General features: G+C 66.6%; 22 protein-coding genes and 4 pseudogenes. 9 read left to right on the forward strand and 17 right to left on the reverse strand.

The features are described 5' to 3' along the window. Window positions 1–2: 2 nt before the first annotated feature. The 3 genes from P0D62_RS05785 to P0D62_RS05795 are packed head-to-tail and all read right to left on the reverse strand — an operon-like array spanning window position 3 to window position 1,905. Window positions 3–617: an energy-coupling factor transporter transmembrane component T family protein gene (locus tag P0D62_RS05785; RefSeq protein ID WP_275701684.1), complete on the reverse strand. Its 615-nt coding sequence runs from the start codon at window positions 615–617 to the stop codon at window positions 3–5. After that, complete coding sequence (locus tag P0D62_RS05790) at window positions 614–1,312, reverse strand: energy-coupling factor ABC transporter ATP-binding protein (RefSeq protein ID WP_275701685.1); 699 nt, start codon at window positions 1,310–1,312, stop codon at window positions 614–616. The genes P0D62_RS05785 and P0D62_RS05790 overlap by 4 nt, the downstream gene beginning before the upstream one ends. Continuing rightward, window positions 1,309–1,905 (reverse strand): biotin transporter BioY, encoded by a 597-nt coding sequence (locus tag P0D62_RS05795; protein ID WP_275701686.1) that lies wholly within the window; start codon window positions 1,903–1,905, stop codon window positions 1,309–1,311. Before P0D62_RS05795 ends, P0D62_RS05790 begins: the two co-directional genes overlap by 4 nt. A gap of 169 nt (window positions 1,906–2,074) precedes the next feature. On the opposite strand from P0D62_RS05795, the gene P0D62_RS05800 reads away from it, so the two are divergent. Next, entirely contained in the window at window positions 2,075–3,514 is a 1,440-nt protein-coding gene (locus tag P0D62_RS05800) for an MGH1-like glycoside hydrolase domain-containing protein (RefSeq protein WP_275701687.1), read from the forward strand. A gap of 43 nt (window positions 3,515–3,557) precedes the next feature. On the opposite strand, the gene P0D62_RS05805 is transcribed toward P0D62_RS05800, so the two are convergent. From P0D62_RS05805 to P0D62_RS05850, 10 genes are all read right to left on the reverse strand, one after another. Next, window positions 3,558–4,394 carry an FAD:protein FMN transferase gene (locus tag P0D62_RS05805; protein ID WP_275701688.1) on the reverse strand — a complete coding sequence of 279 codons (837 nt, stop codon included), beginning with the start codon at window positions 4,392–4,394 and terminating at the stop codon, window positions 3,558–3,560. Between the two features lie 224 nt (window positions 4,395–4,618). After that, complete coding sequence (locus tag P0D62_RS05810) at window positions 4,619–5,062, reverse strand: FMN-binding protein (protein WP_275701689.1); 444 nt, start codon at window positions 5,060–5,062, stop codon at window positions 4,619–4,621. Then, window positions 5,059–5,766 (reverse strand): ABC transporter ATP-binding protein, encoded by a 708-nt coding sequence (locus P0D62_RS05815; protein WP_275701690.1) that lies wholly within the window; start codon window positions 5,764–5,766, stop codon window positions 5,059–5,061. Before P0D62_RS05815 ends, P0D62_RS05810 begins: the two co-directional genes overlap by 4 nt. Window position 5,767: 1 nt before the next feature. Beyond that, the gene (locus tag P0D62_RS05820; RefSeq protein WP_275701691.1) at window positions 5,768–6,910 is read right to left on the reverse strand and encodes an ABC transporter permease; all 1,143 of its coding nucleotides are present in this window, start codon (window positions 6,908–6,910) and stop codon (window positions 5,768–5,770) included. Window positions 6,911–6,914: 4 nt separating this feature from the next. Further along, window positions 6,915–8,195, reverse strand: coding sequence for an ABC transporter permease (locus P0D62_RS05825; RefSeq protein WP_275701692.1), 1,281 nt, complete (start codon window positions 8,193–8,195; stop codon window positions 6,915–6,917). A gap of 1 nt (window position 8,196) precedes the next feature. Then, a complete protein-coding gene (locus tag P0D62_RS05830; protein WP_275701693.1) occupies window positions 8,197–9,468 on the reverse strand; it encodes a DUF2318 domain-containing protein in 1,272 nt (423 codons plus the stop codon). A gap of 19 nt (window positions 9,469–9,487) precedes the next feature. Further along, window positions 9,488–10,147, reverse strand: a complete 660-nt coding sequence (locus tag P0D62_RS05835) for an iron transporter (protein ID WP_275701694.1) — start codon at window positions 10,145–10,147, stop codon at window positions 9,488–9,490. Between the two features lie 5 nt (window positions 10,148–10,152). Further along, complete coding sequence (locus tag P0D62_RS05840) at window positions 10,153–11,733, reverse strand: FTR1 family iron permease (protein ID WP_275701695.1); 1,581 nt, start codon at window positions 11,731–11,733, stop codon at window positions 10,153–10,155. 120 nt (window positions 11,734–11,853) lie between these two features. Further along, window positions 11,854–12,768: an alpha/beta hydrolase gene (locus tag P0D62_RS05845; protein WP_275701696.1), complete on the reverse strand. Its 915-nt coding sequence runs from the start codon at window positions 12,766–12,768 to the stop codon at window positions 11,854–11,856. A gap of 122 nt (window positions 12,769–12,890) precedes the next feature. Continuing rightward, window positions 12,891–14,102 carry a globin domain-containing protein gene (locus P0D62_RS05850; protein WP_275701697.1) on the reverse strand — a complete coding sequence of 404 codons (1,212 nt, stop codon included), beginning with the start codon at window positions 14,100–14,102 and terminating at the stop codon, window positions 12,891–12,893. A 193-nt stretch (window positions 14,103–14,295) separates the two neighbouring features. On the opposite strand from P0D62_RS05850, the gene P0D62_RS05855 reads away from it, so the two are divergent. Both P0D62_RS05855 and P0D62_RS05860 read left to right on the forward strand, forming a co-directional pair. Continuing rightward, window positions 14,296–14,538 carry a FitA-like ribbon-helix-helix domain-containing protein gene (locus tag P0D62_RS05855; protein ID WP_275701698.1) on the forward strand — a complete coding sequence of 81 codons (243 nt, stop codon included), beginning with the start codon at window positions 14,296–14,298 and terminating at the stop codon, window positions 14,536–14,538. After that, complete coding sequence (locus tag P0D62_RS05860) at window positions 14,535–14,939, forward strand: type II toxin-antitoxin system VapC family toxin (protein WP_275701699.1); 405 nt, start codon at window positions 14,535–14,537, stop codon at window positions 14,937–14,939. The genes P0D62_RS05855 and P0D62_RS05860 overlap by 4 nt, the downstream gene beginning before the upstream one ends. 68 nt (window positions 14,940–15,007) lie before the next feature. On the opposite strand, the gene P0D62_RS05865 is transcribed toward P0D62_RS05860, so the two are convergent. Next, on the reverse strand, window positions 15,008–15,856 hold the full coding sequence (locus tag P0D62_RS05865; protein WP_275701700.1) for an alpha/beta hydrolase: 849 nt from the start codon (window positions 15,854–15,856) through the stop codon (window positions 15,008–15,010). Between the two features lie 615 nt (window positions 15,857–16,471). After that, on the reverse strand, window positions 16,472–16,729 hold the full coding sequence (locus tag P0D62_RS05870) for a transposase family protein (protein ID WP_275701701.1): 258 nt from the start codon (window positions 16,727–16,729) through the stop codon (window positions 16,472–16,474). A gap of 174 nt (window positions 16,730–16,903) precedes the next feature. Here P0D62_RS05870 and P0D62_RS05875 point away from each other — a divergent pair. Continuing rightward, window positions 16,904–17,261 (forward strand): annotated as a pseudogene (locus tag P0D62_RS05875) (transposase); the annotation flags it as partial. A 198-nt stretch (window positions 17,262–17,459) separates the two neighbouring features. Here the strand turns inward: P0D62_RS05875 and P0D62_RS05880 are convergent. After that, on the reverse strand, window positions 17,460–18,158 hold the full coding sequence (locus P0D62_RS05880) for a glycine-rich domain-containing protein (protein ID WP_275701702.1): 699 nt from the start codon (window positions 18,156–18,158) through the stop codon (window positions 17,460–17,462). 176 nt (window positions 18,159–18,334) lie between these two features. Between P0D62_RS05880 and P0D62_RS05885 the strand changes: the two genes are divergently transcribed. The 4 genes and pseudogenes from P0D62_RS05885 to P0D62_RS05900 form a co-directional block, all read left to right on the forward strand. After that, the gene (locus P0D62_RS05885) at window positions 18,335–18,550 is read left to right on the forward strand and encodes a hypothetical protein (RefSeq protein WP_275701703.1); all 216 of its coding nucleotides are present in this window, start codon (window positions 18,335–18,337) and stop codon (window positions 18,548–18,550) included. A 179-nt stretch (window positions 18,551–18,729) separates the two neighbouring features. Continuing rightward, window positions 18,730–18,891, forward strand: a pseudogene (locus P0D62_RS05890) (ISL3 family transposase); the annotation flags it as partial. A 128-nt stretch (window positions 18,892–19,019) separates the two neighbouring features. Further along, window positions 19,020–19,883: pseudogene (gene istA, locus P0D62_RS05895) on the forward strand (IS21 family transposase); the annotation flags it as partial. Window positions 19,884–19,888: 5 nt separating this feature from the next. After that, a pseudogene (locus tag P0D62_RS05900) lies at window positions 19,889–20,662 on the forward strand (IS3 family transposase); the annotation flags it as partial. 400 nt (window positions 20,663–21,062) lie between these two features. Here P0D62_RS05900 and uvrC read toward each other — a convergent pair. Next, the gene (gene uvrC, locus P0D62_RS05905; RefSeq protein ID WP_275701704.1) at window positions 21,063–22,988 is read right to left on the reverse strand and encodes an excinuclease ABC subunit UvrC; all 1,926 of its coding nucleotides are present in this window, start codon (window positions 22,986–22,988) and stop codon (window positions 21,063–21,065) included. A 59-nt stretch (window positions 22,989–23,047) separates the two neighbouring features. Between uvrC and P0D62_RS05910 the strand changes: the two genes are divergently transcribed. Further along, the gene (locus tag P0D62_RS05910) at window positions 23,048–23,635 is read left to right on the forward strand and encodes a hypothetical protein (protein WP_275701705.1); all 588 of its coding nucleotides are present in this window, start codon (window positions 23,048–23,050) and stop codon (window positions 23,633–23,635) included. Window positions 23,636–23,638: the final 3 nt, after the last annotated feature.

Below are 23,638 nucleotides of genomic sequence, written 5' to 3' on the forward strand. Positions count from 1 at the left end.
CGTCAACGCGGAAGTCCGCGAGCCTCTAGGGCCTCGCCGGTGCGCTGCGCGTAGGCCACCGCGCCGACGACCGCCGGCGTGAGCAGCGCCACCGGATTGCGGGTCCTCCCACGCGCATGGGCTGCGTCGCGGGCGTCCTGCACGGCACCGGCCAGGAACGGGATGGAGCGGATCATCAGCGCGATGGTCAGCGTCACGGCCCTGGGATTGACCCCGACATGACGCAGCGGCCCCAGCGCTCGGGCCAGCGCGTCCATCAGGTCGGGCGTCGACGTCGTGAGCGTGAGCATCCGGGCTGCCAGTACCGCAGCCAACAGATTGCCAGGGCCAACGAAAGCCATCACGGGCAGCAGTGAGATCAGCTGATAGGCGACCATTACGCCGAGCAGCACCCACAGGTACCAGCCCACATCGAGGATCCGGCCCAGCGAGACGCGCGAGGTGAGCAGGGCGACGAGCACCACGATCAGCGCGGCGGCGGTGATCCACCACTCCCTCACCAGCACGGGGGGCACGGCGACGGCCAACATCAGCAGGTACTTCCAGCCGATCGGCAGCCGGAACAGCCACCCGTCGCCTGGCTGGTAGACGCCGAGCAGACTCGTGTGGGCGTTCATCGGGCCATGGCTCCCACGTAGGCGGCGATCGCGTCGTCGGGGTGCCCGTCGGCGAGGACGCGCCCGTCGTCGATGACGAGCACCCGATCAGCATCGGCGGCCACGTCGAGATCGTGGGTGGAGAAGATCACCTGCTGCTCCAGCTCGGCCAGGGTGCGACGCCAGGCGAGCTTGTTGCGCAGGTCGAGCAGGGTGGTGGGCTCGTCGGCCACCAGCACGGTGGGCTCGACGGCCAGCACGCTGGTGAGCGCCACCAGCTGACGCTCTCCCCCGCTGAGGTCGTAGATGCTCTGATGCGCGACGCGCTCGATGCCACGCTCAGCTAGCAGCTGCCGGGCGCGCTCGGTGCGGGCGCGGCGGTCCTTGATGGTGGCCTGCAGGCTCAGCTCCACGTCTTCGATGGGCGTGGACATCAGCAGCTGCGCCAGCGGATCGGTGAAGACGAAGCCCACCTTCTGTCGCACAGCCTTGGCGTCACGCACGGTGTCGAGCCCATCGACCAGCACCTGACCCGACGACGGCGCGCGCAGACCGTTCAGCAGCCGCAGCAACGTCGACTTGCCGGAGCCGTTGGCCCCGATCACCGCGATCCGGCGTTCGGGCAGTGAAAGGGTGACGTCGTCGAGCAGCACGCGATCAGCCTCGCCCCGGCGCACGGCCGGGATCACAACGCTGACGGCATGCAGTTCGATCATCGAATGAATAGTCGCGGGAAAGCCTTGTGCACCGCAAATGCCAGCAGCGACGCGATGGCGAACTTGACCGCGTCGGGCACCCAGAAGGTGAGTTCCAACACGATGGCATCCCCGAAGGGCATAGGCACCGCGCGAGCCATGCCGGCGGCGCCGAGCGGCCAGACGATCAGCACCCGCGCCACCATGCAGGCCAGGAAGAACCACACCGGGGTGAGGACGGTCAGACCGCGCCTGACGATCCCCTGGGCGATCGCGCCGGTCAGCGCCGCCGCGAGGATGAAGGCGATCAGGTAGCCACCCGTCGGGCCCGCCAGCACACCGATGCCGGCCTTGCCACCCGCGAAGACCGGCAGCCCGGCCAGGCCCACCAGAACGTAGAGGCCCACGGCGAGCGCACCGCGCCACCAGCCGAGGCACAGGCCCGCCAGCGCGACACCCACGAGCTGGAGCGTGATGGGCGCGGGGACGACGCCGATGGGCACCGCCGGAGCGAGCGACAGGGCCGCCAGCAGCGCGGCGAACACGGCGATGTAGGCGAGGTCTGCAGACGCGAACCCTTTGGGTCGGGCTGTGGCTTCTGCACGGCTGCTCATGACGATCTCCTTCAGGCTCCCTGTGCGGATGAGCACCATCTAACACCGTTATTGAACAACGTTCAAACCGGCGTTCCGCGGGTCTTTCCGAGCCCAACCCTGCGCCTCGTCACACGCTCGGGTGATCAGTCCCTACGATGTGGTCATCCCGAGGAGAGGCGGCGCTGCGATGGTCGAGAAACCAGGCATCGAAGGCACCCATCACCACCGGCCCGTCCTCGCGGTGCCGGGCGGCGAGGCCAGCGGATTCCTGTATTCGAGGGCGGTTCACAACCTGTTGGACCTCAACATCGTCGCGGGGCGGAGTGCCGACGAACCCCCGAGGTTCATCCGCGCGGGCGCCCACTACCCCGATCCCTGGACACGGGATGCCGCCATCAACGCCTGGAACGCGGCCAGCTTCCTCGCACCGGACGTCGCGCGGGACACGCTCGTCATGGTCTGCCAAGGAAGCGATGAGCCGATCCTCGCCCAGGACGATCAGTGGTGGGACCAGATCATCTGGGTGCTCGCCGCGTGGCACCACTACCTGGCCACCGGCGACAGGGAGTTCCTCGCGTGGGCACGTGGAGTGGGCGCGCGGTCGCTCGCGATCCTGCATGAGCGACGCTTCCGCCCGGCACACGGTCTCTACGCGGGCGGAGCGGTGATGCAGGACGGCATCTCCGGCTATCCCCGACCGCCATGGGAGCCGGGCAACGGATCGAGCTTCGTGCTCGACTACCCGCCGGCGCACGAACTGATGTGCCTCTCCACCAACACGCTCTACGTCGGCGCGCTGCGCACGCTCGCAGCCATGTCTCGCGCATTGGACGCCCCGGAGGAATCCTTCGACGAACGCGCCGACGCGCTGGCCTCGGCCATCGACGCGCAGCTCTGGCGGCCGACGGCGAGGCAATACGGCTACCTGCTGCACGGAAGCGGCGACGCGGAGGGTTCCGTCGCGGACGACGAAGAGGCTTGCGGGATCGCCTTCGCGGCGCTCTTCGGCGTCGCGGATCCCGACCTCGCGCGAGACATCCTGCGGAGAACCCATCGCCAGCCGCAGGGAGTGGTCAACGTCTGGCCGCACTTCCCTGAGCGCTTCTCCGACGAACAACCGGGCCGGCACAACGCCGTCTGCTGGCCGATGGTGATGGGCATGTTCGGCTCGACGGCGGCCGTCGTCGGCGAGTCCGCGGTGTTCGAACAGAACCTCGACGACCTCGAACGCCTCTTTCTCGGCAGCGACGGCGAGTTCTTCGAAATCTACAACGCGATCAATGGTGAGGTCGACGGCGGCTGGCAGGAAGGTGCCCACTGGCCCAGCGAACCGCACCAGACCTGGTCCGCGACCGCCTACCTTCGGATGATCCACCACGGGGTGCTGGGCATGCGCCTCTCCGAGGACGGGATCCGCTTCGCGCCGATCGTGCCCGAACGCTTCGACGGCGCGACGCTCTCCGCCTTCCGCTACCGCGATTCCTCGCTGACCATCACGGTGACCGGGAGCGGAGATCGGCTCGCCTCAGTGCGGCTGGACGGCCGGCTCGTCGATGGCGACGTGCATCTCCCGGCGTCTCTGTCGGGGCATCATGAGGTGGTCTTGGAGATGGAGCGCCTCAAGTGACGATGTTCTGCCGCACACACGACGGCGCTGGGTGGTCCTGCGATCAGGGGCGGAGCGCTGTCAATCGTTCCTCTATCCCGGGCCGCAGGGCGATCCGCGAGGCAAGCCCGGGAGACGCGAACAGCCGCCCGGAGGCCGTGAGGAAGACCGCGTCAACGCCGAGCCGCCGACACAGCGCCATGCCGTCTTCGAGGCCGAGCACCAGGGCTGCCGTGGAGATCGCCTCGCTGCGCATGCCGTCGTCACTGACCACCGCCACGGAACACAGGTCGGTGTGCGCCTCCTCGCCCGTGCGAGGATCCCGGACGTGCCGGACGACGACGGGCTCGACGCCCAGCCGGTGACCTCGGATGCCCGACATTGAAAACGATCCGCAGGGCACCTCCAGGTAGCCGAGGGTCTCGTCCAGCTCGTGCCACGGCGACCCCAGGGCGATCCGCCAGGCTCCTCCGCGCGGGGCGTCACCGCCGACCGACACCGACGACGTGCCGAGCGAGGCGAGCACGCCGGTGGCGGCCGCCCGGTCCCGGACCAGGTCGGCGGCATACCCCTTGGCGATGGCCCCGAAGTCGACCTGGCAGTCGTCGTCGAGCCGAGCCTCCCAGCCCCTGGCGCCGGCCGGCCGGAGGCGCAGCGCGCGCCCAGCACCGTCGGCCGCCGTCACCGCGCTGAAGACCCCGCCGGTCTCGACGCGGTATCGCTCCGCGGCGCGCGCGACGGCCACCAGATGCTCCCCCACCGGCACCCAGGCTCCAGCCGCCTGGTTCAACCGTCCGACGTCGCTGTCCGGCCGGAAGCGGGACAGCGCCGCGTCGACCTCGGCCACCAAGGCGTGCAAGGCGCCGGCCTGCCCCGGCACCGAGCCCCCAGCCCGGCCCATCCACTCCTCTCCACCCCGCACCGAAAATCGGCCAATGGCCGATTTTTCGGTGTCTTGTGCCGAAAATCGGCCAATGGCCGATTTTCCTGGATTGGGTGAGGGGGTGGTCGAGGGCGAGGTCGCGGATCCCGAGCAAGTCGGGCCACCTGGCTCGTCCACCAGGCAGAGGTGCACGACGGTGCCCATCGCGGCCGACTCCGACCAGCGCGCTTCCCGGCTGCCACTCACGCCGCTCCGCGGCTCAGCGCGTCGGTGACGGCCTCCACGAACTGGCGATGCGACAGCGAGGCCCCGGCGATGATGTCCACCTCGTCTGCGTCGCTGGCCTCCTTGAACTGAGCGACGTACTGCTGCTCGGCCGCCACCGCTGCCTGGGCGCGCTGATAGAAGGCCTTGTCGACGGGCTCTCCTGTGGCCTTCGAGAGGCCGTAGTTCTCGTCGTGCGGGGTGCCGTCGGCGTCGGTGATCACGAACCGCGCCTCGGTGATCACGCCGTCGGCGATGGTGAACTCGACGGTGCCCACCGCCCCGGCATCGTCGGGCGTGCTCTCACCCCGGTATACGCCGTCTGGGTGGTCGGCAGCGCTCATACTGAGCCCGCAGCCCGAGAGCGCGACGACGCCGACCGCACCCACCAGGGCCAGCAGCCGGGTGCGCGCGCGGCTCACGATGCCGCCTTCGCGCCGAAGGCCCGCACATAGTCGTCGGTCTCGATGACCTGGGCGATGCGGCCGTGGTTGAGGATCACCTGACGCTGCCCCTGGGCCGCGACCATCGCGTCGTGGGTGACGACGATCAAGGTGGTTCCCTCGTCGTGCAACTGCCGGAAGAGATCGAGCACTTTTCGTTCGTTCGCCTCGTCGAGGTTGCCGGTGGGCTCGTCGGCCAGCACCACCGACGGCGAGTTGATCAGCGCCCGCGCCACGCACACGCGCTGCTGCTCGCCGCCCGACATCTGACGGGGGAGGTGGCTGGCCCTGGCGCCCATCCCGACGCGCTCCAGCGCCGCGCGGGCCTCCGCCTCGTCCGGCAGCGAATGGTAGTACTGCGCCACCATCACGTTCTCCAGCGCCGTCAGGTGTTTGACCAGATGGAACTTCTGGAAGATCAGTCCGATCCGCCGGCGCCGGATGGCCGCCAGCTCGCGCTCGCCCTGCTTGTCCAGCCGTTCGCCGTCGAGCAGCACGGTGCCGGAGGTGGCGGTGTCCATGCAGCCGAGGATGTTCATCAGCGTGGTCTTGCCGGAGCCCGACGGGCCGACGATGGAGAGCCATTCGCCCTTGTGAATGGTCAGATCGATGGTGTCCAGCGCCGCTACGTCGCCGTAGAGCCGGCTGACGCCGCTCAGGCTGTAGACCTCTTTCGAGTTCATGTCATTCTCCCCCCAGCACCAGGGCCGGATCGATGGTGATGATGCGTTTGACGGTCAGGAAGCTGCCCACTCCACTGACGACGGCGGCGAGCAGCATCGTCACGGGCACTACCCAGACGCTCGCCTGCAGGCCGAAGTTGAAGACCTCGCGGGTGATCAGGCCGCCGATGGCGATGCCGACCAGCGCGCCGACCAGGCCGCCGAACAGGCCCAGCACGACACCCTCCCCAATGAACTCGCCGACGAGCTGCCGGCTGGAGGCACCCAATGCCTTCTTCAGCGCCAACTCGGTGGCCCGTTCGCCGACGACGGCGTTCATCGTCGTGGTGACGCTGATCAACGTGAGCGCGCCGATCACCAGGCTGACGATCCAGATCAGGGAGCGCAGCGTGAGGAGAACCCCCGACTCGGAGCGCGTGATGCGTTTAATCACCTGCGCGTGCACCGACTCGTCGGCCGCGTCGATCGTGGTGGCGATCGACTCCAGCTCGCCCTCGTTCGCCAGCAGCGAGTACTCGACCATGTCGATCCGGCCGTCGGCGGGCGAGGCCGCCTCGAGGTCATCGAGGGACATCAGCAGCATGGTGTCCTCGGGGCCGCCGGTGCGCAGCAGGCCTGAGACCGTCATGGTGGTCGGCTGGGAGTCGACCCCCTCCTCCACCTGCGCGATCAGTGCGATCTGATCGCCCACCTCGAAGCCATAGCGCTTCTCTAGATCCCGTCCGACGAGCACCTCGCCCGGCCGATCGGGCACCTCGCCGTCGACGCTCCAGTAAGGCCGCATCGCGGTGGCCAGCGCGAAGTCGGTGGCCATGGCGGGCATGGGCTGCTGGTTGTAGAGCAGGTTGTCCTGGCGGTACGGCGCGTGCCCGACGACGGAGACGTCCGCCGCAGTCAGGGCCGCGTTGATCGTGGCCACGTCGTCGAGGTGCACCGTCTTGGTGCCGGCCGGCGAAACGACGAGGTTGGCGCCGTAGGAGCGCAGCTCGCGGGCCATCTCCGCGGGCACGGTGTAGGTGATGATCGCGAGCGTGGACAGCGTCGCCGCCCCGACGACGATCGACAGCGAGGCGATGACGACTCGGGAGATCCGGCGGATGAAGGCCTTGGTGATCATCCGCACATACATCCTGGCGCGTGTCATGCGATCACTTCCCGTGGAGGACGTCGGAGGGCTTGAGCTTCATCAAGGCCCGCAGCGAGGGCAGGGAGCCGGCCAGGATCATCGAGATCACCAGCACGGCCATCACCGGCAGCACCAGGGGCCGTAGCGTGATCCACGACGAGAACACCATCTGCCCGATGATCTGCGCGAGGCCGACACCCAGCCCGAAACCCACGACGCCGCCCACCAGGCCCACCACCATCGTCTCCGCCAGGATCAGCAGCACGACGGAGGCGTTGCGCGCGCCGATCGCCTTCAGCAAACCGATCTCGGGCGCGCGCTCCATCACGCTGGCCGTCACCAGGTTGGCGATGCCGAGCGCGGATCCCACCATCGCCAGCACGGCGATCAGGCCCATGATCAGCTGCGTCTTCTCCAGGATCACGCCCTCGGAGTCGGCGATCTGGCGCACCGGCTTGGCCACCGCATCCGTCAGCGCCTCCTCGATCTGATAGGAGATCGACGACACGTAGGCCGTGCAGTACCAGGTCTCCCAGTCGGCCACCGACAGGCTGGAGGGGTCACGTTCGGCGCGCTGGGACAGCTCGTTCTCGGGCGTGGTGATCGCGCGCACCTCGATCCGGTCCACCTCGCCGGGGCGCGCCGTCAGCTGCTGCGCGGTGGCGAGCGGGGCGTAGATGGTGTCGTCCTCGTCGTCGCCGGCGTGGAAGATGCCCGCCACCCGCAGCGTCGCGTCGCCCTTGGTACCGGAGACCTGGAACTCGTCGCCGACGGACCAACCCTGCGCCGCCGCGACGTTGGCGCCGACCATCGCCTGCTGCGGGTCGTCGTCATCGGCCCATACGCCGTCGACGTCCCACCACTCGCGCAGCCGCAGCAGCCCCGTCTCGACGGGTTCGCCGATGTCGAGCGTCATGGTGTGGGTGAACCAGGTGCCGCTGAGGGTGACATCGGTGGGCTCCGCCGTGCCGACGCGCACCGTCGTCTTCAGGTAGGGGGCGAAGTCCTCGAGGTTGTAGGCCCAGAAGATCGACTTCAGCCGGGGAAGTTCGCTCTCCACCAACGCGCCCGTGGGCTCCTCGTCGGTGCCGTAGAGCTCGGAGACGACGGAGGCGCCCTTGGGTGTCACCTCGATATTCGCGCCGTAGGAGCTCAGCTCCTGCTTCACCTTGTCGCCGATGTCGAGCATCACGGCCATCATCGACGTGGTCAGCGCCGCGCCGAGGCAGATCGTTACCGCGATCATCACGCGCTTCCCCAGCTGCTGGCGCAGGGCCTTGGAGATCATTCGCAAGAAGAACATGTCAGGCGAACACCCGCGCTTTCTCTTCCAGCTCGTCCACCTGGAACAGCAGCGCGTTCCCGGTGAGCTCGTAGTCGATGGGGATGGGATTGCAGCCACCGGGGAAGCCGATGGTCTGGGTGTTCATGATCACGTCGCACTCGCGGCACACCACCTTGCCGTCGCGCTCGTAGTAGCCGCTGGGACCGCAGATCTCGCAGGCGTCCAGGCCGGTTCCGAACGACGTGGGGTTCTTCTGGATGACGATGAAGCGCACCTCGGTGCCGCCGCTCGACGGGTAGGCGAAGCGGTGGAGGTGACCGTCGCTCACCAGCCGCAGGTCGACCTTGACATGGGGCCCGTCGATCACCGATGCCTCGATGGGCGAGAGCTCGGGAACAGCCTCGGCGATCTTCTTGCCGACGGTGTAGGTGGTGGTCAGCCCGGCGCCGAGCGCGATCGACCAGGCGAGCACGCGTCGTCGCGACACGGCCTCGGCCTTCACCAGGCGATGCTCGGCGGGCACCGCGTCGGCCGGGGCCTGCCGGCGACGTGTCGCGTAGCTGATCGCCGCCACCGCGACCACCACCACGACGAGCGCGAGCAGGAACACCACGCCGTTGCGCTGCACCAGCAGCAGGGCGCGGAAGTTGAGGGAACTCTTCGGCAGGAATCGCGCCGTCGAGTACAGCTGATACAGCGGCGGCCACTGTGTGAGCAGGGCGACGCCCACCACCGTCGTGGTGGCGATCCGGCGAGCCAGCCCGGGCACTCGTCCCAAAGCCATGGCCAGCACGACGCCCGCGGCTGCGGCGACGGCGACGCCCAGCAGGTAGCCGATCAGGTTGATGAGGGAGTCGCTGGCAAACAGCACCCCGCCCATCGGGACCACCCCGTCGAGCGCGAGATACAGCGGGATGCCGTAGAAGAAGTGGACCACCAGCAGTGCTGCGACGCTGGTCAGCGTGAGCACGCGGCGGGTGAGGCCGAGGCCATCCGTCGTGACGAGCGGACGCCGGCCCACCGTCCACACCGCAACCAGGAAGGCCAGCAGGAACAAAACCAAAGCCGTGCCGCCCCACAGGGTGACCAGGGGCAACGAGATGTGGCGGGTGTTGAGCCGCAGCCAGACGATCACGGCGGCGGCCCCGGCCCCGATCAGGAGGCCTGCCACCGTCATCCGCCCTACGCGCCGGCGTGCGGCCGGCGCGTAGGCGCGGTTGACGATGAGCGTCGCGGACAGCACGCACAACGGAAGTGCGAGTTGAGCCGCGGTGACGAAGAGCTTCAGCATGGATGGGGTGTCTACTCCGTCAGAGGAGCTGGCCGGCCCACTCGAAGTTGTCGAAGGTAACCTTCAGCGGCTCGGTCCAGAACCGGCCCTGCACGCCGCTGGTGTCTTTTCCGGTGTGCAGCATGAAGTCGTCGGCCGGCGACTGGATGGTCAGTTCGACGGTGTAGAGGCCGGGCGCCAGCTTGATGTTGTTGCCGTAGTGAGCGCCGTCGGAGGCGATCATCGGCATCAGGGTGCCCAGTTCGACGACCTCCCCGGTGGTCTTCTCGGTGAGCTTCGGGGTGATCTTGAGGTACGGCATGAACTGCTCGGCCTCGAAGCCGATCTCCTTGGCCTTCTCCGTCGTCTTGATGTCGACCTCGAAGTGCATGTCCGACTCGGAGGCCGGCGGCATGGCCATGGTGCCGTGCTCCATGTCGATGGCCTGGAAGTAGACCGCGTTCACCTCGAGGTAGTCGCCGGCCTGCTGCGGGCCGGAGTCGCCGACCGCCAGTTCATTGATGCCGACGAGATTCGGATCGGCCGGCTCCTCAGGGTCCGTCGCCTCAGGGGCGGGATCCGACGGGGTGCCCGTGTCGGCGGCAGCAGGCGGGGTGTCGGTGGTGCCAGGTGCCGTGTCCCCGGCGCATCCGGTCAGCAGGAGCGCGAGCGCGCTTGAGGCGATAGCCGCCTTCCACATGATCTTCACTTTGTCTCAACCCTTTCTTCGGTGTTCTTGTTGAGAGGGGTATCCGCCTTCACGGCGGAAGACTTGCGGAACTGCCACACGGCGAGCGCCACGACGATGACGGCGACGATGCCCTGAGTCACCAGCGTCTCGACCGTCGGGTACAGGCCCAGCCACTCGACCGTCGGCATGCCGGGCAGCGGCGTGACCTCGAGGATCATGGCGTCCTGCAGTTCCTTCGCCGCGCCGCCGGCCATGGTGACCGCCAGGATCGACAGCAGCACGGCCATCCAGCGGAAGAACGGGCGCAGCGGCAGCTTGACGCCGAAGAAGCGCACCGCGACGAACAAGGTGGCGAGCAGCACGACGGCCGTGGCGACGCCGGCCCAGATCAGCAGGTGGTCGCCGGAGGTCTGGGCGGCCCCGAAGACGGGCACGAAGAACAAAATGGTCTCGAAACCCTCGCGGGCGACGGCTAAGAAGACGACCGCGAACAGGGCCCAACGCCCGCCGGACTCGGCCTTCTTGTCGATCGTCGCGTTGATGTAGCGGTGCCAGGCGTCGCCCTCCGACTTGGAGAGGATCCAGGAGCTGATGTAGATCAGCATGGCGACGGCAAGGAAGCCGACGAAGCCCTCGAGGAGTTCCTGGGTCAGGCCGAGTGCCCCGCTGCTGCTCAGGCTGCTGAACGTCAGGGCGAGCGCGATGCTCATGAGCGCAGCGGCGCCGATGCCGAGGTAGACGCCCCTCAGCTGGTCGCGTCGGCCGGTCTTGACCACATAGGCGATGACCGCCGCCACCACCAGCAGCGCCTCGACGCCCTCCCGGAGAAGGATCACGAAGGCGGCGACGAAGCCGCTCCATCCGACGGACTCGCTGGCGCCCAGCGAGTCGAGGGCGACGGCGTCCTCGGTCACCATCTGACCCAGCGTCTCGGCGGTGGCGCGCAGCTCCTCGATGGGTGCGCCGTCACGCGCCCCCACCCGAAGGGCGCGGAACTGGGCCTCCACCTGGGCCGCACGCCCGCCGGGCAGGTAGGACAGCGTCGCCTTTTCGAGTCCGTCGGCCTCGTAGTGCTGGAGGTAGGCCCGGGTGGCCTCCTTCAGCGCGTCGTCGTGCTTTCCCTGCTCGTGCAGCGCCAACGTGTTGTTCGCGGCCTCGACGATGCTCGCCGCGACCCTCCCCCACCGGTCGGTCACCTCCGGGGCGGTCTGGACTTCTTCGACGTCCGTGGACAGCTGGGTGAGCAGGGCCGCAGTGAGTTCGTCGATCTCGGCTTGCGGCGCGTCCTCCCGCGAAAGATTGCGCAGTTCGACGATCGCCGTCTGGAAGGCCTTCGCCCGGTCCGCCCCCAGCCGGTGCTTGATCTCGTCCTCGAGACCCTTCGCCTGGTATTCCTCGTAGTAGGCCTTGCGCAGCGCGGCCTCGACGCCCTTGGCATCGCCGGCCTCATGCAGCGCCGGCACCTCCTGGACGAGGGACGCCACCGTCTCCGAGATCTCCTGCCACTTCTCGTCGGCCGAGGCCGGAGCGACCGCCGACCAGGCGATCGCCACCGCAAGGAGCACCGCTCCCAGCCAAGTCAGAATCCGTCGCATCGCGTAGCCACCAATTTTCGTTACCGACCCGTTACCAAACGGGACTACTACAATTTGTAGGCTAGCCTGGCCTCACCGAGGCTCAGCGACGGGGGTGGCTTAAGACAGCACGTCGTCGTGCTACCCGAGGTGTTCAGCAAAGGCCGCCACTTGGTCGGCCAGATACGACCCGAACCACGCGTCGTCGTTGTGCCCCGCACCGGGGAGGATGACGATCTCGTGCAAGTTGGGCGCGCCCGCTGCCACCTCCTCGCTCTGGGTTGGCGGAATCAGTTGATCCTCCACCCCCGCCAGGACGAGCAAGGGAGAATCGACGTCGCCAATGCGTCCCATCGTGTCGAAACGATCGCTCAGCAGCCACCCGATGGGCAGTCCCACTTGTTCCGTCGCGACGTCGGAGAGCCTGGTGTAGGGCGACCGGAGCACCACGCCGGCGGGTGGGCGCTCCGCAGCCAGAGCCACCGCGACACCGGTGCCGATCGACTCCCCCACATACACGGTGCGCTCGGGGGCGAACCCCGCGTCGACGAGGTAGGTGGCGGCTGCTTCCGCGTCGCGAATCAGCCCGTCTTCGCTGGGCGAGCCGGGATTGCCGCCGTAGCCGCGATAGTCGACCAGCAGCACGGTGAAGCCGCGGTCGGCCAGCTGCTGCCCCACCTCCGAGCGCACCAGCCGGTTGCCGCCGTTGCCAGGTAGATAGAGCACGGCCATTCCGTTGGGCGAGGCAGGATCGACACGCCAGGCATTCAACGTCATGCCGTCGCCGGTGTGCAGTTCCACGTCTTGACCGGACGCGAACCGCGTCGACGCGCTCCCGGGGTCAGTTGTATCCGGGTAGTAGATCAGCGACCGCTGCACTGCCCACGCCGAACCCAGCAGCGCGACCACCGCGAACGCCGCGGAGGCTCCGACGATCACCGCCGTGGGAACGCGTCCCCGACTCCACGCCGCGAGCACCAACGGGAAGAGCACCATCGCCAGCACCAGCACCGCGGCCAACACGAGACCCGGAAGCGACCACGACGCAAATGCCATGCCCGAAGGGTACTGCCGCTATCCGACACACCGTCCCACAGGCCCATCCGAGGACGACGGCACGGCCAGACCGACATCCACGGCGGAGCTGCGGGAGGCCCCGGGCAAGGAGAGTGACTCGCTCAGGCGTCGGGGTTCTGCGCCCACATGTCGGGGCCGAACACCTCGTAGCGGATCCGCTCGGGGTTGACGCCTCGCGCCAGCAGTTGCTGGCGGGCGGCGTACATGAACGGCAGCGGGCCGCACATGAACACGATCGGATTCTCGGGCAGTTCGACGTCGGCGAGGTCCATCAGCCCCGGACGCGCGGGCCGCAGCGTCGGAGCTTCGTCGGCACCCTCCTCGTACCAGTTCTGGGCGCGAGCATCCGCCATGGAAAGCACCTGGCGGCGCAGCGACGGGTAGAAGGTGTGCGTGTCGTGGCTGTGATCGGCGTGGAACAGCCGGACGGTGCGATTGGGCTGGCGGCGCGACAGATCCTCGAGGATCGCGGCAACCGGCGTGATCCCGATGCCAGCCGAGATCAGCACGATGGGGTCGTCGCTATCCTCCAGCACCAGGTCACCACAGGGCTGCGAGAGCTCCAGGACGGTGCCCGGCTTCGCGTTGTCGCCGAGCCAGTTCGACACCTGGCCGTCGGGAGCACCGTCGACCCCCTTCACCCGCTTGATCGTCACCCGCAGCGCGTCCCCACGCGGACCCGAGGAGATCGTGTACTGCCGGGGCTGGCGTGAACCGTCTGGCAGATCGACGGCGATCGCGACGTACTGGCCGGTGGCGTGCCTCGGGGTGTCACCGTCGACGGGAGCCAGCACCAGGCTGAAGATGTCGTCGCTCTCCTCGAAGCGCTCCACGACGCGGTAGGTGCGCCACGGATGATCGGGATCGGTTCCACCCAGCGCGTACAGCTTGGCCTCCTCCGCGATCAGCGCACAGCCGAACAGCCAGTAGACCTCATCCCAGGCCGCCGCCACCTCGGGCGTGACCGCGTCGCCGAGCACCGCACCCACCGCCTTCATCAGGTGATGGCCGACGATCGTGTATTCCTGCGCCTTGATCCCCAGCGACACGTGCTTGTGCGCGATGCGTTGCATGACCGGGGTGAAGTCGGGGGCGTTCGGGTCGATCAGGTTCACCGCGTACGCCACGACGGAGGCCGCCAGCGCCTTGGGCTGCTCGCCGATCGCCTGGTTGGCTTTGTTGAACACGCGCATCAGTTCGGGGTGCGCTGCGAACATGTCGGGGTAGAACGTTCGCGTGATCGTCTCGGCGTTCTCAGCCACGACAGAGGCAGTGGCTTTGACGATGGCCTCAGAGGCGGGGGACAACTTCACGGGGGCTCCTAAGCAGGCATACGACGGCGTCGTCGAAGGGGTCGGATCGCGCCAGCATAGATGAGTTAGCGCAGGGATTTTGGATTTTCGCAACACTCGCCCTGGCGACGGCGTAAGGGTTTTCCACACCCTCATGTGGGCGCATTGTGCACGCATCGTCTGAAACGTAGCCTTGAGCCAGGAGGTGACCAGCATGGAGACGATGACAATCCAGGATCTTGCCCCGTCCGTCCGCGAACGCATCCGGCAGCGCGCCCTTCGCCACGGGCATTCCATGGAGGCGGAGGTGCGTGAGATCTTGACTCAAGCCGTCGCCACCGACGGAGAGCCAGAAGGCCTCGCACAGGCGGTGAAGCGAGCCTTTGCCGGAGTAGCCGCCCATGACATCCCAGATTTCACAACCAATCGGAGCACCCCCAGGGACATCTCGTTGTGATCGTCCTTGACACCAACGTGCTGTCCTACCTCATGCGTGACGATCCAACAGTCGTTCGCTGGACGGAGTCACAGCCGCCGCAGGAGTTGCGCATTACCTCTGTCACGAGAGCCGAAGTGCTCGCGGGAATCAAGCAGTTACCTGAGGGTCGACGCAAAGACGACCTATCCGCACGAGCTAACCGACTCCTTGAGTCCTTGCCCGCTCAAGGTCTCCCGTTCGATGACGAAGCAGCAGACGAGTACGCGTCTCTTCTCGCGCAACGGCGGACTGAAGGACGCCCGATCAGCCACGAGGACTGCCAGATCCTGGCGATAACAAAGAGCCACGGGGCCATCCTCGCAACACGCGACGCAAACCTGACCGATTGCGGAGTGGCGATCATTGACCCCTACCGCTGAGTGACCACCTTCTCGGGCGCACTGCCCTTCACTACATCGATGAGCCGGAGGAACGCGGAGCTTTCTGGTCAGACGTCGAGATGCTTGCGGAGAAAGTCGTCGACGATGTCGAGAACCGGCCCGCTGAAGAACGCACCGGCACCGTGCCCAGCACCCTCGAGGCGGTATAGCTCGGCCTCGTGGCCTGCGTCGACCAGCGCTTGACCCAGGATCGCGCTCTGCTCGAACGGGACGCCCGGATCCTCGCTGCCATGCATGAGGAGAAAGGGCGGGAGGGGCCCTTCGGTTGCGGGCCGGATGTAGGTCGAGGCGGTAGCAGAGGCGGCCAACTCAGGGTGCTGCTTGGGGTCGAAGCCGCCGAGGAGGTCGTCGCAGGCGTCGTCATCGGGCATCCGCGCGATGTCGCTCGGTCCGTAGAAGCTGACGACCGCGCCGATGCCAAGTGGCTCAACATCGTGCACGCCAGGGGCGTCCGCAGTGCCATCGGTGATAGCGGCGAGCGCGGCCAAATGCCCGCCCGAGGAGTCGCCCCAGAGCGCGATGCGGTCAACGTCGACGCGGAACTGCTCGGCGTTCTCATGCAGGAACCGAACGGCAGCCCGTACATCCTCGATCTGTGCGGGGAACGGGGCGATCTCGGTCGGCCGGTGTTCGACGATGGCGACGACGTAGCCGCGTCGCGCGAACTGCGACAGGGCCACGAGCCACTGCCCGAGTTGCTGCCAACGCCAGCCGGAGCCCTGGATGAACGCGATGGTCGGGTAGCGGGTGTCGCTGAACCAGTCCGGTATCGGTGGCCAGACGACCTGAAGGCGCAACGGGTCGCCCGAGGGGCGGGCGTACGGCACATTCAGCCAGACGACACCGTGTTCGTGTTCCGCCGAGCCGTCGAGAGTCTTGATCTCCACTGGACTCACGCGCACATGCTAGCGTGCCATCCACGATCTTGCGGCAGAAACAATGCAGAAACAGCGGAGCACTCAGAGCCTCCACGCAGGTTTCGTTGCCAAGACCTCCGAGCCCAGGTCACAGCCATCCACTCATACTCTCGGATCCACAAGGGCCGTGGAAAACGGCTCAAAAGGAACACCACCGGACGAAATAAACCCAGAAGACAGATCAGCGATACACGGATATGGACACTCTATTCGAGGATCTGGGTCAATCCGTAGCGACTGATCTGGTACCGGAACTTCAACGGGGACTCCCAGGCCAATACCCCCGCATAACGCGTCCATCGTCACGACCACCCCGGTCAGGTTCATCAGGCCTAGTAGATGCCGGGTTGCGGGGATCTCGTTCGATTTATCATCGACTTGAGTTTGGCCAAGGACCACACCGTCGACGTGGGTGCAGGCGGCCACCAAATGCGGGGCCCTCGCGTCACCGTCACGGGCGCCGCGCACGGTTTCCCGTCCAACCCGATCACCAGCCGGCCAGCGCTCGTGGTTGCGCGCATCCTCAGCCACGCGCCGCAGACCCACGAGAAGGTCTCGGCGTCCAACGCTTCGATCACACGCCGAAATGTTGCTTCACTGACGATTGCTCGCGGGATACCCGAGCCGGGTCAGGATCTCGATCCCGGTGTCGGCAGCGTAGTCAGCGATCGCGTACACCGACTTCGCGCCAGTGGCGACCGCAGCGACCGCGAGCGCGAGGATCACCGGCAGCGCGTGTCGTCGCCCCCGCGCTTTACGGGGATCGGGGATATGGGTGAACAGTTGGGACAATCGGGCGGCGCGCAAGACTTTCGGGTCGACAGCACACGCCGCGACAGGGGAAGATGTCACCGGACGCGGTTCCTTGGCTCGAGGGTTGGACGTTGAACACCCACATCCTCACCAGCGGGACCGCGTCCCTGCCGTTCGCCACGCCGCGAACCACACAAACCACCTAGTCAGGCACCTTTACACCCGACTTTGACGGCACCCTGGGCAAGACACTAAGGCGTTCGACCCAACTCAGGCCAGTTGGCCGACCTCGAACTATGACACCGTCGCCGGGCCCGTTGCGAGGACCGGATCCGGATCGCGAAAGACACCGGACTGAGGCAACCTGCCCCTGCATGGCTTCGCCCAGAACCAGATCTGATGCGCCATCGTCGCGCCGGCCTGTGAACTGACCACCTGGATGCAACTCCTCGCTCTCACCGGTAACGCCCGCCGGTGGGAACCCAAACGACTACGCCACCGCCTGTTCAGCATCAGCGCACTCGTGGGCCGCGGGGGACGCCAGACCAGGCTCCACTATCCCCAGCATCACCCCTGGGTAGGCGTCCTCACGGCCGCCCTCACGGTCCTGGCCGCGATCGGGCATACCTAACCCCGCCCACCAAAACCCGTTCCGAGAAGCAGAAATGCCCAGGGAGCCGTGGAACCCCTCGCCCCACCCGGTGCACCACCCGGCGAAACTGTCGTACTCGTACACCACAATCAGACTCACACGACGGTCACAGCCCGCCACCGGCGACCGAGAAGCCGCCCATGAAAGATCGAGGCTAGACCGGAAGCCGCCTTCCCTTCATTTGAGGGAAGCGAAGCCCTCGAGTACGAAGTTGGTCTTCTTCCTTAGTGCCTGGTTGAGGCGGTCATCGTCATACATGCGACACGCCGGCTCAATCGCGATGAGGGCAGGCCTCCAGAAGATGAATCCTTCAGGAACCGCTGTGTCGTCGCTGCAGCATATGACGATGTCATTCCCCCAGAAATCATCGTCCCGAATGGCGATCTTCTCAAGCATCTGGCGCGTGTACTGATATCGGGCCTCCATGGCCTCTTGGATGGCGAGATCCCGCTTATCAGTTGGAAGATGGTGGAGTGTCTGATTAGGTCCGAATGCAGTGTCGCAGAAGTTTGTATAGTCCCGGCTGAAGTTCTGGTGCGCGTGCCAGAACTCATCCAACGTCTTCGACAACGAATGAAGGTTCTTCCCGTCAACGATTTCAAGCGCGTAGAATAGCTTCAGATTCGTGATTCCACGCGCGAGGTAGTCTCGGTCGAAGTACCGGGCGTCATGGGGGTTTTCCTGCTGAACTCGCCAGACAATCTTGACGTAGTCATTAGAATCATTGATGTGCGTTAGTCCCGAGAGAACGCGTTCGTCACTTATGATGTATCCGTCCTGCCATGCTTCTCTGAATTGGAGCCGCGATATCTCGAGGATGGATAGGATCTCCTCGTCCGTGAAATAGCTCCAGGACGGTTTGGTATCGTCGATCATGACACCAGCTCCTCTCGTCGCATGACGGTGCTCATCCGCTTTCGCCAAAATCTACTTCACGGCACTCGCCACGTCAACGGGCAACGGGCAACGGCATCCTCCGGGCAGTGTCGGGTTGCGGTTGACTCGACTTTGCACAGCATTCCCAATCGATCGGCAGGATGCGTGGGTTGTGAGTGAACCCCGCCACTCACGACCCACTCCTCCCCGCCGCCACCCGACTCAACCCCGACGGGGGCCGCACCTACCGGCTCACCAACACGCTCCACGATGCAGACCCGTTCCGGCGCCTCCGCATCCGCGGCCAAGCCAGCGGGCCGGAGGAGCTGGCCGACTACCTCGCCGCACTCAACCTTGTCACCGGCACCCCTAACCTCGATTCATCCTTGTAGAGCTATCTTCTCCTCCAAAAAGATCATTGGTCGTCTTTCGTCGACGCATGCAATCGGGCTCTTCGCATTTGAGGGTGTGGATAGCTCGCGTGGTAGCTGAGGGCGTGTCGCTGGTGAGGTAGGGGTCGAGGCCTCCAGGATGGAAGTTCCTTACGCTGTCCATCAAGAAGACCTCGACTGTGCGCAACGCTACCTTCACTGCCCCTGATCTGACCACCTTCTGCCGTCTTGACGAGCTCGGTCTCGAAGCCCTGGGCCAGCATGTCACTGCTCGGCGGGCAGTGATCGCGTGCCGGGTCGTCGCACCGGATGACTGGTGCCGGGGGTGTGGCTGCCGAGGGTGTGGCTGCCGACCAGGGATGGCTCTATCTGGCCACTGTGATCGATCTCGCAACCCGTGTCGCCGACACGTGAAAACTGACCCCTGGGTGTCGGATGAAACCTGACCCCTTTCCTGAACCCTGGGAGGGTGATCAAGATGGAAGATTGGGCAGAGATCCGTCGGCTGTATCGGGCTGAGGGGGTGCCGATCAAGGAGATCGCGCGCAGGCTTGGTGTGGCGCGGAACACAGTGCGTGCGGCGTTGGCGTCAAGCGAGCCACCGCGATATGCGCGGCCGGCGAAGGGATCGATCGTGGACGCGGTCGAGCCGCGGATCCGCGCGTTGCTCGCGGAGTATCCGACGATGCCGGCCACGGTGATCGCGGAACGGATCGGTTGGACGAGGTCGATCACGGTACTCAAGGACAGGGTACGTGCGATCCGTCCGGAGTACCGGGGCGTGGATCCGGTGGATCGGATCGTGCACGAGCCCGGCGACACCATGCAGTGCGACCTGTGGTTCCCGGAGCCGAGGATCCCGGTCGGTGGTGGCCAGTTGGCGATGCTGCCGGTGTTGGTGATGACTCTGGCCTACTCGCGTTACATCAGCGCGCGGATGATCCCGACCCGGAGCGCGGGTGACATCCTCGCGGGCATGTGGGTACTGCTCGCCGGGCTGGGTGCGGTCACGAAACGGTTGTGGTGGGACCGGGAATCAGCGATCGGTGGCGGGGGCACGGTGACCGCTTCGGCGGCTGCGTTCGCTGGGACGCTCGCGACCCGGATCGTGCTCGCCCCGCCCCGTGATCCGGAGTTTAAGGGCATGGTCGAGCGGCATAACGGCTTCGAGTCCTCGTTCCTACCGGGGCGCTCGTTCACCAGCCCCAAGGACTTCAACACCCAACTCACCGACTGGCTACCCCGGGCGAACCAGCGGCTGGTGCGCTCGTTAGCGCCGGCGACCGGCTCGGGAGCCGGCGGGAAACCGACCGACCACCTAAGCGTTGATCTGGCGGCGCCGACGCGGCACTGGCCGCGCGGATCCGAGTGCTGCAAGACCCCGCCCAGGGCGGCGACCGCGCCTACGGGGCACCACGGATCACCGCCGACCTCAACGAGAACGCGCCCGTGGGCGAGCGGGTCAACCACAAACGCGTCGCGCGTGTGATGCGCGAGAACGCTCTGGCCGGCATCCGCCTCAGGCGCCGGATGAAGACCACGATCCCGGACCAGTCCGGCAGGCGGTTCCCTGACCTGTTGGGCCGCGATTTCAGCGTCGGGGAGCCAGGCCGTCGCTACGTCGGTGACATCACCTACCTGCCGATCGCCGACGGCAGCACCCTGTATTTCGCGTCGTGTATCGATCTGGGCTCGCGCAAGCTCGCCGGCTGGGCGATGGCCGGCCACATGCGCACCGAGCTCGTCACCGACGCCCTGAAAGCCGCGTGGCGCGAGCGCGGCTGCCTCGCCGGCGCGGTGTTTCACTCAGACCACGGGTCTGTCTACACCTCGAAGTCCTACACCACGCTCTGCCAGGACCTCGGCGTGGTCCAGTCGATGAGCCAGGTCGGCTCCAGCGCGGACAACGCCCTCGCCGAGTCGTTCAACGCGACGCTCAAGCGCGAACTGCTCGACGGCGCACCCGCGTTCCCCGACCAGGCCACGGCCTACCGGGCCGTGTTCCGGTGGGCGAACCGCTACAACACGCGAAGGCGGCACTCCGCGATCGGCAGCATCACCCCGAACGCCTACGAGACGACCGTCTCCGCTACGCTCGGGGAAGCGGCATAACCGAAATGACACCGTGTCCAAGAACCAGGGCCAAGGCCCTTCTATTAGGTCAACACGGGTGGGCTGGGATAGCCGACCGGTGTCCCCCTGTGGGGTGTGGTGCGGACAGGTCTCCTTGATGACACGACACCAACTGCTGTCACGCGGGGTGCCGGTCGGGCCTCGAAAGAGTCACGACCACATCCATGGGGGAAACCGGCACGGCTAACCCTGCCAGCTGAGCCCCAGGCCAGCCACCACCAAATACTCACAGCCTCGAAGTACGAGGTCCCGGGCAGAAGCCTCGACAATCAAGAAAGCGCGAAGCACACCATAGATACTCCTTGAGGAACGAGCCCCCAGGCCGAAACCTCAAAAGGAGTATCCGGCGGCCGAAAGCGGAACCCGCGTCCGCACGGGGTCACATCTCGATGACCTCGCCCGTGGTCAGGTTGATGGCCTCACCACCGGTTCCTGCCACGGCCTCCTTAACCGCCTTCGCCAAGGTCGGGCCGAAGCCGGGAACCTGGGCGATCTCGTCTTCCGACGCCGCACGCAGCTTTCGGAGGCTGCCGAAGTAGGCCAGCAGGGCCTTGCGGCGCATCTCACCAAGACCTGACACGTCGTCGAGGATCGACTCCACGGCGTGCTTGGCCCGGCGTCCCCGGTGGTGGGTGATGGCGAAGCGGTGGGCCTCGTCGCGCAGGCGCTGCAGCAGATACAGGCCCTCGGACGCTCGCGGCAAAATCACCGGGAACTCCTCCCCCGGCAGCCACACCTCCTCCAGGCGCTTGGCCAACCCACAGAGGGCGATCTCATCGGAGAGCCCCAACCGCTCCAGCACCTCCGCCGCCGCGTTCACCTGGGGAAGGCCGCCGTCGACGACGATGAGCGCCGGGGCGTAGGCGAACTTGCGGGCGCTGCGGGTGGTGGCATCGATCAGCTCGACGTCTCCCGAGCGCTCCTCGACCAGCCGGCGCAGCCGCCGCGAGAGCACCTCGTCCATGGCCGCGACGTCGTTCGAGCCCTCGAAAGACTTGATCACGAAACGCCGATACTCGCTCTTGCGGGCCAGACCGTCCTCGAACACCACCATCGAGCCCACCACCTCGGTGCCCATCGTGTGCGAGATGTCGTAACCCTCGATGCGCAGCGGCGGCGCATCGAGCCCCAGCGCCTCGGCCAACTCGTCCAGGGCCGCGTTGCGGGTGGTCACATCGGTGGCACGCTTGGTTCGGGACCGCTGCAGCGCTAACTCGGCATTTCTCACGACGGTATCCAGCAGTCGCCGCTTCTCACCGCGCAATGGCACCTTGATCGTCACCGGTCCGCCGCGCCGCTCGGCCAGGTAGTCGACGAGCACCTGATCAGCCTCCACCGAGCTGAGGATCATGGGCGGGATCTGCAGGTCGCGGTCCTCGTAGAGCTGCTCGAGGAAGGCCTCCAGCAGGCCCGTGAGTGGCCTATCATCGGCACGATCGGCTATCCAGCCGCGTTCCCCGAGAATCCGCCCGTCGACGATATGGAAGGCCTGCACCGCCACCTGCTGGCCGTCGTCGGCGAACCCGACGATGTCGGTGCGGGTGCCCTCGTTCAGCACCACCGAGTTCTTCTCCCCCACCTTCTTTAGCGCCCCCAGCGAGTCGCGCAGCAGGGCTGCCCGCTCGAAGTTGAGCTCGGCCGAGGCCTTGTACATCTCGTTCTCGACCTTGCCGATCATCGCGTCGGTGTTGCCGGCCATGAACGAGCAGAAATCGGAGACGATCTCGCGATGCTCCTCCGGGCTCACCCGGCCGACGCACGGTGCGGAGCATTTGCCGATGTCACCCAGCAGGCACGCCCTCCCCGACGACTGGGCGCGGTTGAACACGCCCTTGGTGCAGGAGCGCATGGGGAACACGCGCAGCATCAGGTCGACGGTGTCGCGAATGGCCCAGGCCTGGCCGAACGGGCCGAAGTAGCGGGTGCCTCGCTGCTTTGCCCCCCGCCCGACGAAGACACGCGGGAACTCCTCCGACCAGGTGATCGCCAGCCACGGATAGGACTTGTCGTCGCGGTACTTGACGTTGAACCGAGGGTCGAACTGCTGGATCCAGGTGTACTCCAGCTGCAAGGCCTCGAGTTCGTTGGCCACCACCGTCCAATCCACCCGCGCGGCGGTGCGCACCATCGTCTGGGTGCGGAAGTGGAGCGCCGACGGGTCGGCGAAGTAGGAGTTGAGACGCTGACGCAGGTTCTTGGCCTTGCCCACGTAGAGCACCGTGCCGAAAGCGTCGAAGAACCGATAGACGCCGGGATCCGTGGGAATGGAACCCTGCGCGGGGCGGTACGTCGAAGGATCGGCCATGGCTCCGATGATAGGCCCGACCTCCGACAGCGCGGACAGCCCGCCGGTAGGCTTGACGCATGAACCAAGACCACGACGTCCGCCGTGCTGCTGCGGCGGAGTACCGGATCCAGATCCGCCGCTTCGCGCGACGGGGCAAGATCGCGCTCGTGGTGCGGATCGTCACCAGCATCGTCGCGGTGGTGATGGTGGGAATCGGCGCGGTGTTCGTGCTGAGCTCGATCACCAATGTGCCCGGATCGCACCTGGCGCAGCGCTACATCCCAGGCCTCGACGGCTCCATCAGCATCCAGACGGAGGGCACCTACGCGGTGACCAACACGGAGGGCCCGCTCCCTGAATGCACGGTGGCAGATAGAGATGGCACGCAACTGCCGCTCACCGAGGTGACGGTCGAGGGCAATCCTCCGCTCCCTGCCTCGCTCTTCGACGCTCCCGCCGGCAACTATCTGGTGACCTGCGACGGCGGAGCCCAGCAGGTGACGGTCTACTCGTACGAGTCGATCGACATTGTCCAGTACCGCTATCTGCGCCTGATCCTTCAGGCACTGCCGTTCCTCGCCGCCGCAGCCATCGCGTTCTGGGGCGGAAAGTACGCCGCCAACCGCATCCGGCCCGAATCGATGCGGCCGGTCATCCCGAACTAGCTC

The sequence above is a fragment of the Tessaracoccus caeni genome, from assembly GCF_029211185.1.
Lineage (GTDB): Bacteria > Actinomycetota > Actinomycetes > Propionibacteriales > Propionibacteriaceae > Arachnia > Arachnia caeni.

Bases quoted from the DNA above. Each gene is read 5' to 3' on its own strand.
- P0D62_RS05785 (WP_275701684.1), bottom strand. From the start codon at position 617: ATGAACGCCCACACGAGTCTGCTCGGCGTCTACCAGCCAGGCGACGGG.
- P0D62_RS05790 (WP_275701685.1), bottom strand. From the start codon at position 1,312: ATGATCGAACTGCATGCCGTCAGCGTTGTGATCCCGGCCGTGCGCCGG.
- P0D62_RS05795 (WP_275701686.1), bottom strand. From the start codon at position 1,905: ATGAGCAGCCGTGCAGAAGCCACAGCCCGACCCAAAGGGTTCGCGTCT.
- P0D62_RS05800 (WP_275701687.1), top strand. From the start codon at position 2,075: ATGGTCGAGAAACCAGGCATCGAAGGCACCCATCACCACCGGCCCGTC.
- P0D62_RS05805 (WP_275701688.1), bottom strand. From the start codon at position 4,394: ATGGGCCGGGCTGGGGGCTCGGTGCCGGGGCAGGCCGGCGCCTTGCAC.
- P0D62_RS05815 (WP_275701690.1), bottom strand. From the start codon at position 5,766: ATGAACTCGAAAGAGGTCTACAGCCTGAGCGGCGTCAGCCGGCTCTAC.
- P0D62_RS05820 (WP_275701691.1), bottom strand. From the start codon at position 6,910: ATGACACGCGCCAGGATGTATGTGCGGATGATCACCAAGGCCTTCATC.
- P0D62_RS05825 (WP_275701692.1), bottom strand. From the start codon at position 8,195: ATGTTCTTCTTGCGAATGATCTCCAAGGCCCTGCGCCAGCAGCTGGGG.
- P0D62_RS05830 (WP_275701693.1), bottom strand. From the start codon at position 9,468: ATGCTGAAGCTCTTCGTCACCGCGGCTCAACTCGCACTTCCGTTGTGC.
- P0D62_RS05835 (WP_275701694.1), bottom strand. From the start codon at position 10,147: ATGTGGAAGGCGGCTATCGCCTCAAGCGCGCTCGCGCTCCTGCTGACC.
- P0D62_RS05840 (WP_275701695.1), bottom strand. From the start codon at position 11,733: ATGCGACGGATTCTGACTTGGCTGGGAGCGGTGCTCCTTGCGGTGGCG.
- P0D62_RS05845 (WP_275701696.1), bottom strand. From the start codon at position 12,768: ATGGCATTTGCGTCGTGGTCGCTTCCGGGTCTCGTGTTGGCCGCGGTG.
- P0D62_RS05855 (WP_275701698.1), top strand. From the start codon at position 14,296: ATGGAGACGATGACAATCCAGGATCTTGCCCCGTCCGTCCGCGAACGC.
- P0D62_RS05880 (WP_275701702.1), bottom strand. From the start codon at position 18,158: ATGATCGACGATACCAAACCGTCCTGGAGCTATTTCACGGACGAGGAG.
- uvrC (WP_275701704.1), bottom strand. From the start codon at position 22,988: ATGGCCGATCCTTCGACGTACCGCCCCGCGCAGGGTTCCATTCCCACG.
- P0D62_RS05910 (WP_275701705.1), top strand. From the start codon at position 23,048: ATGAACCAAGACCACGACGTCCGCCGTGCTGCTGCGGCGGAGTACCGG.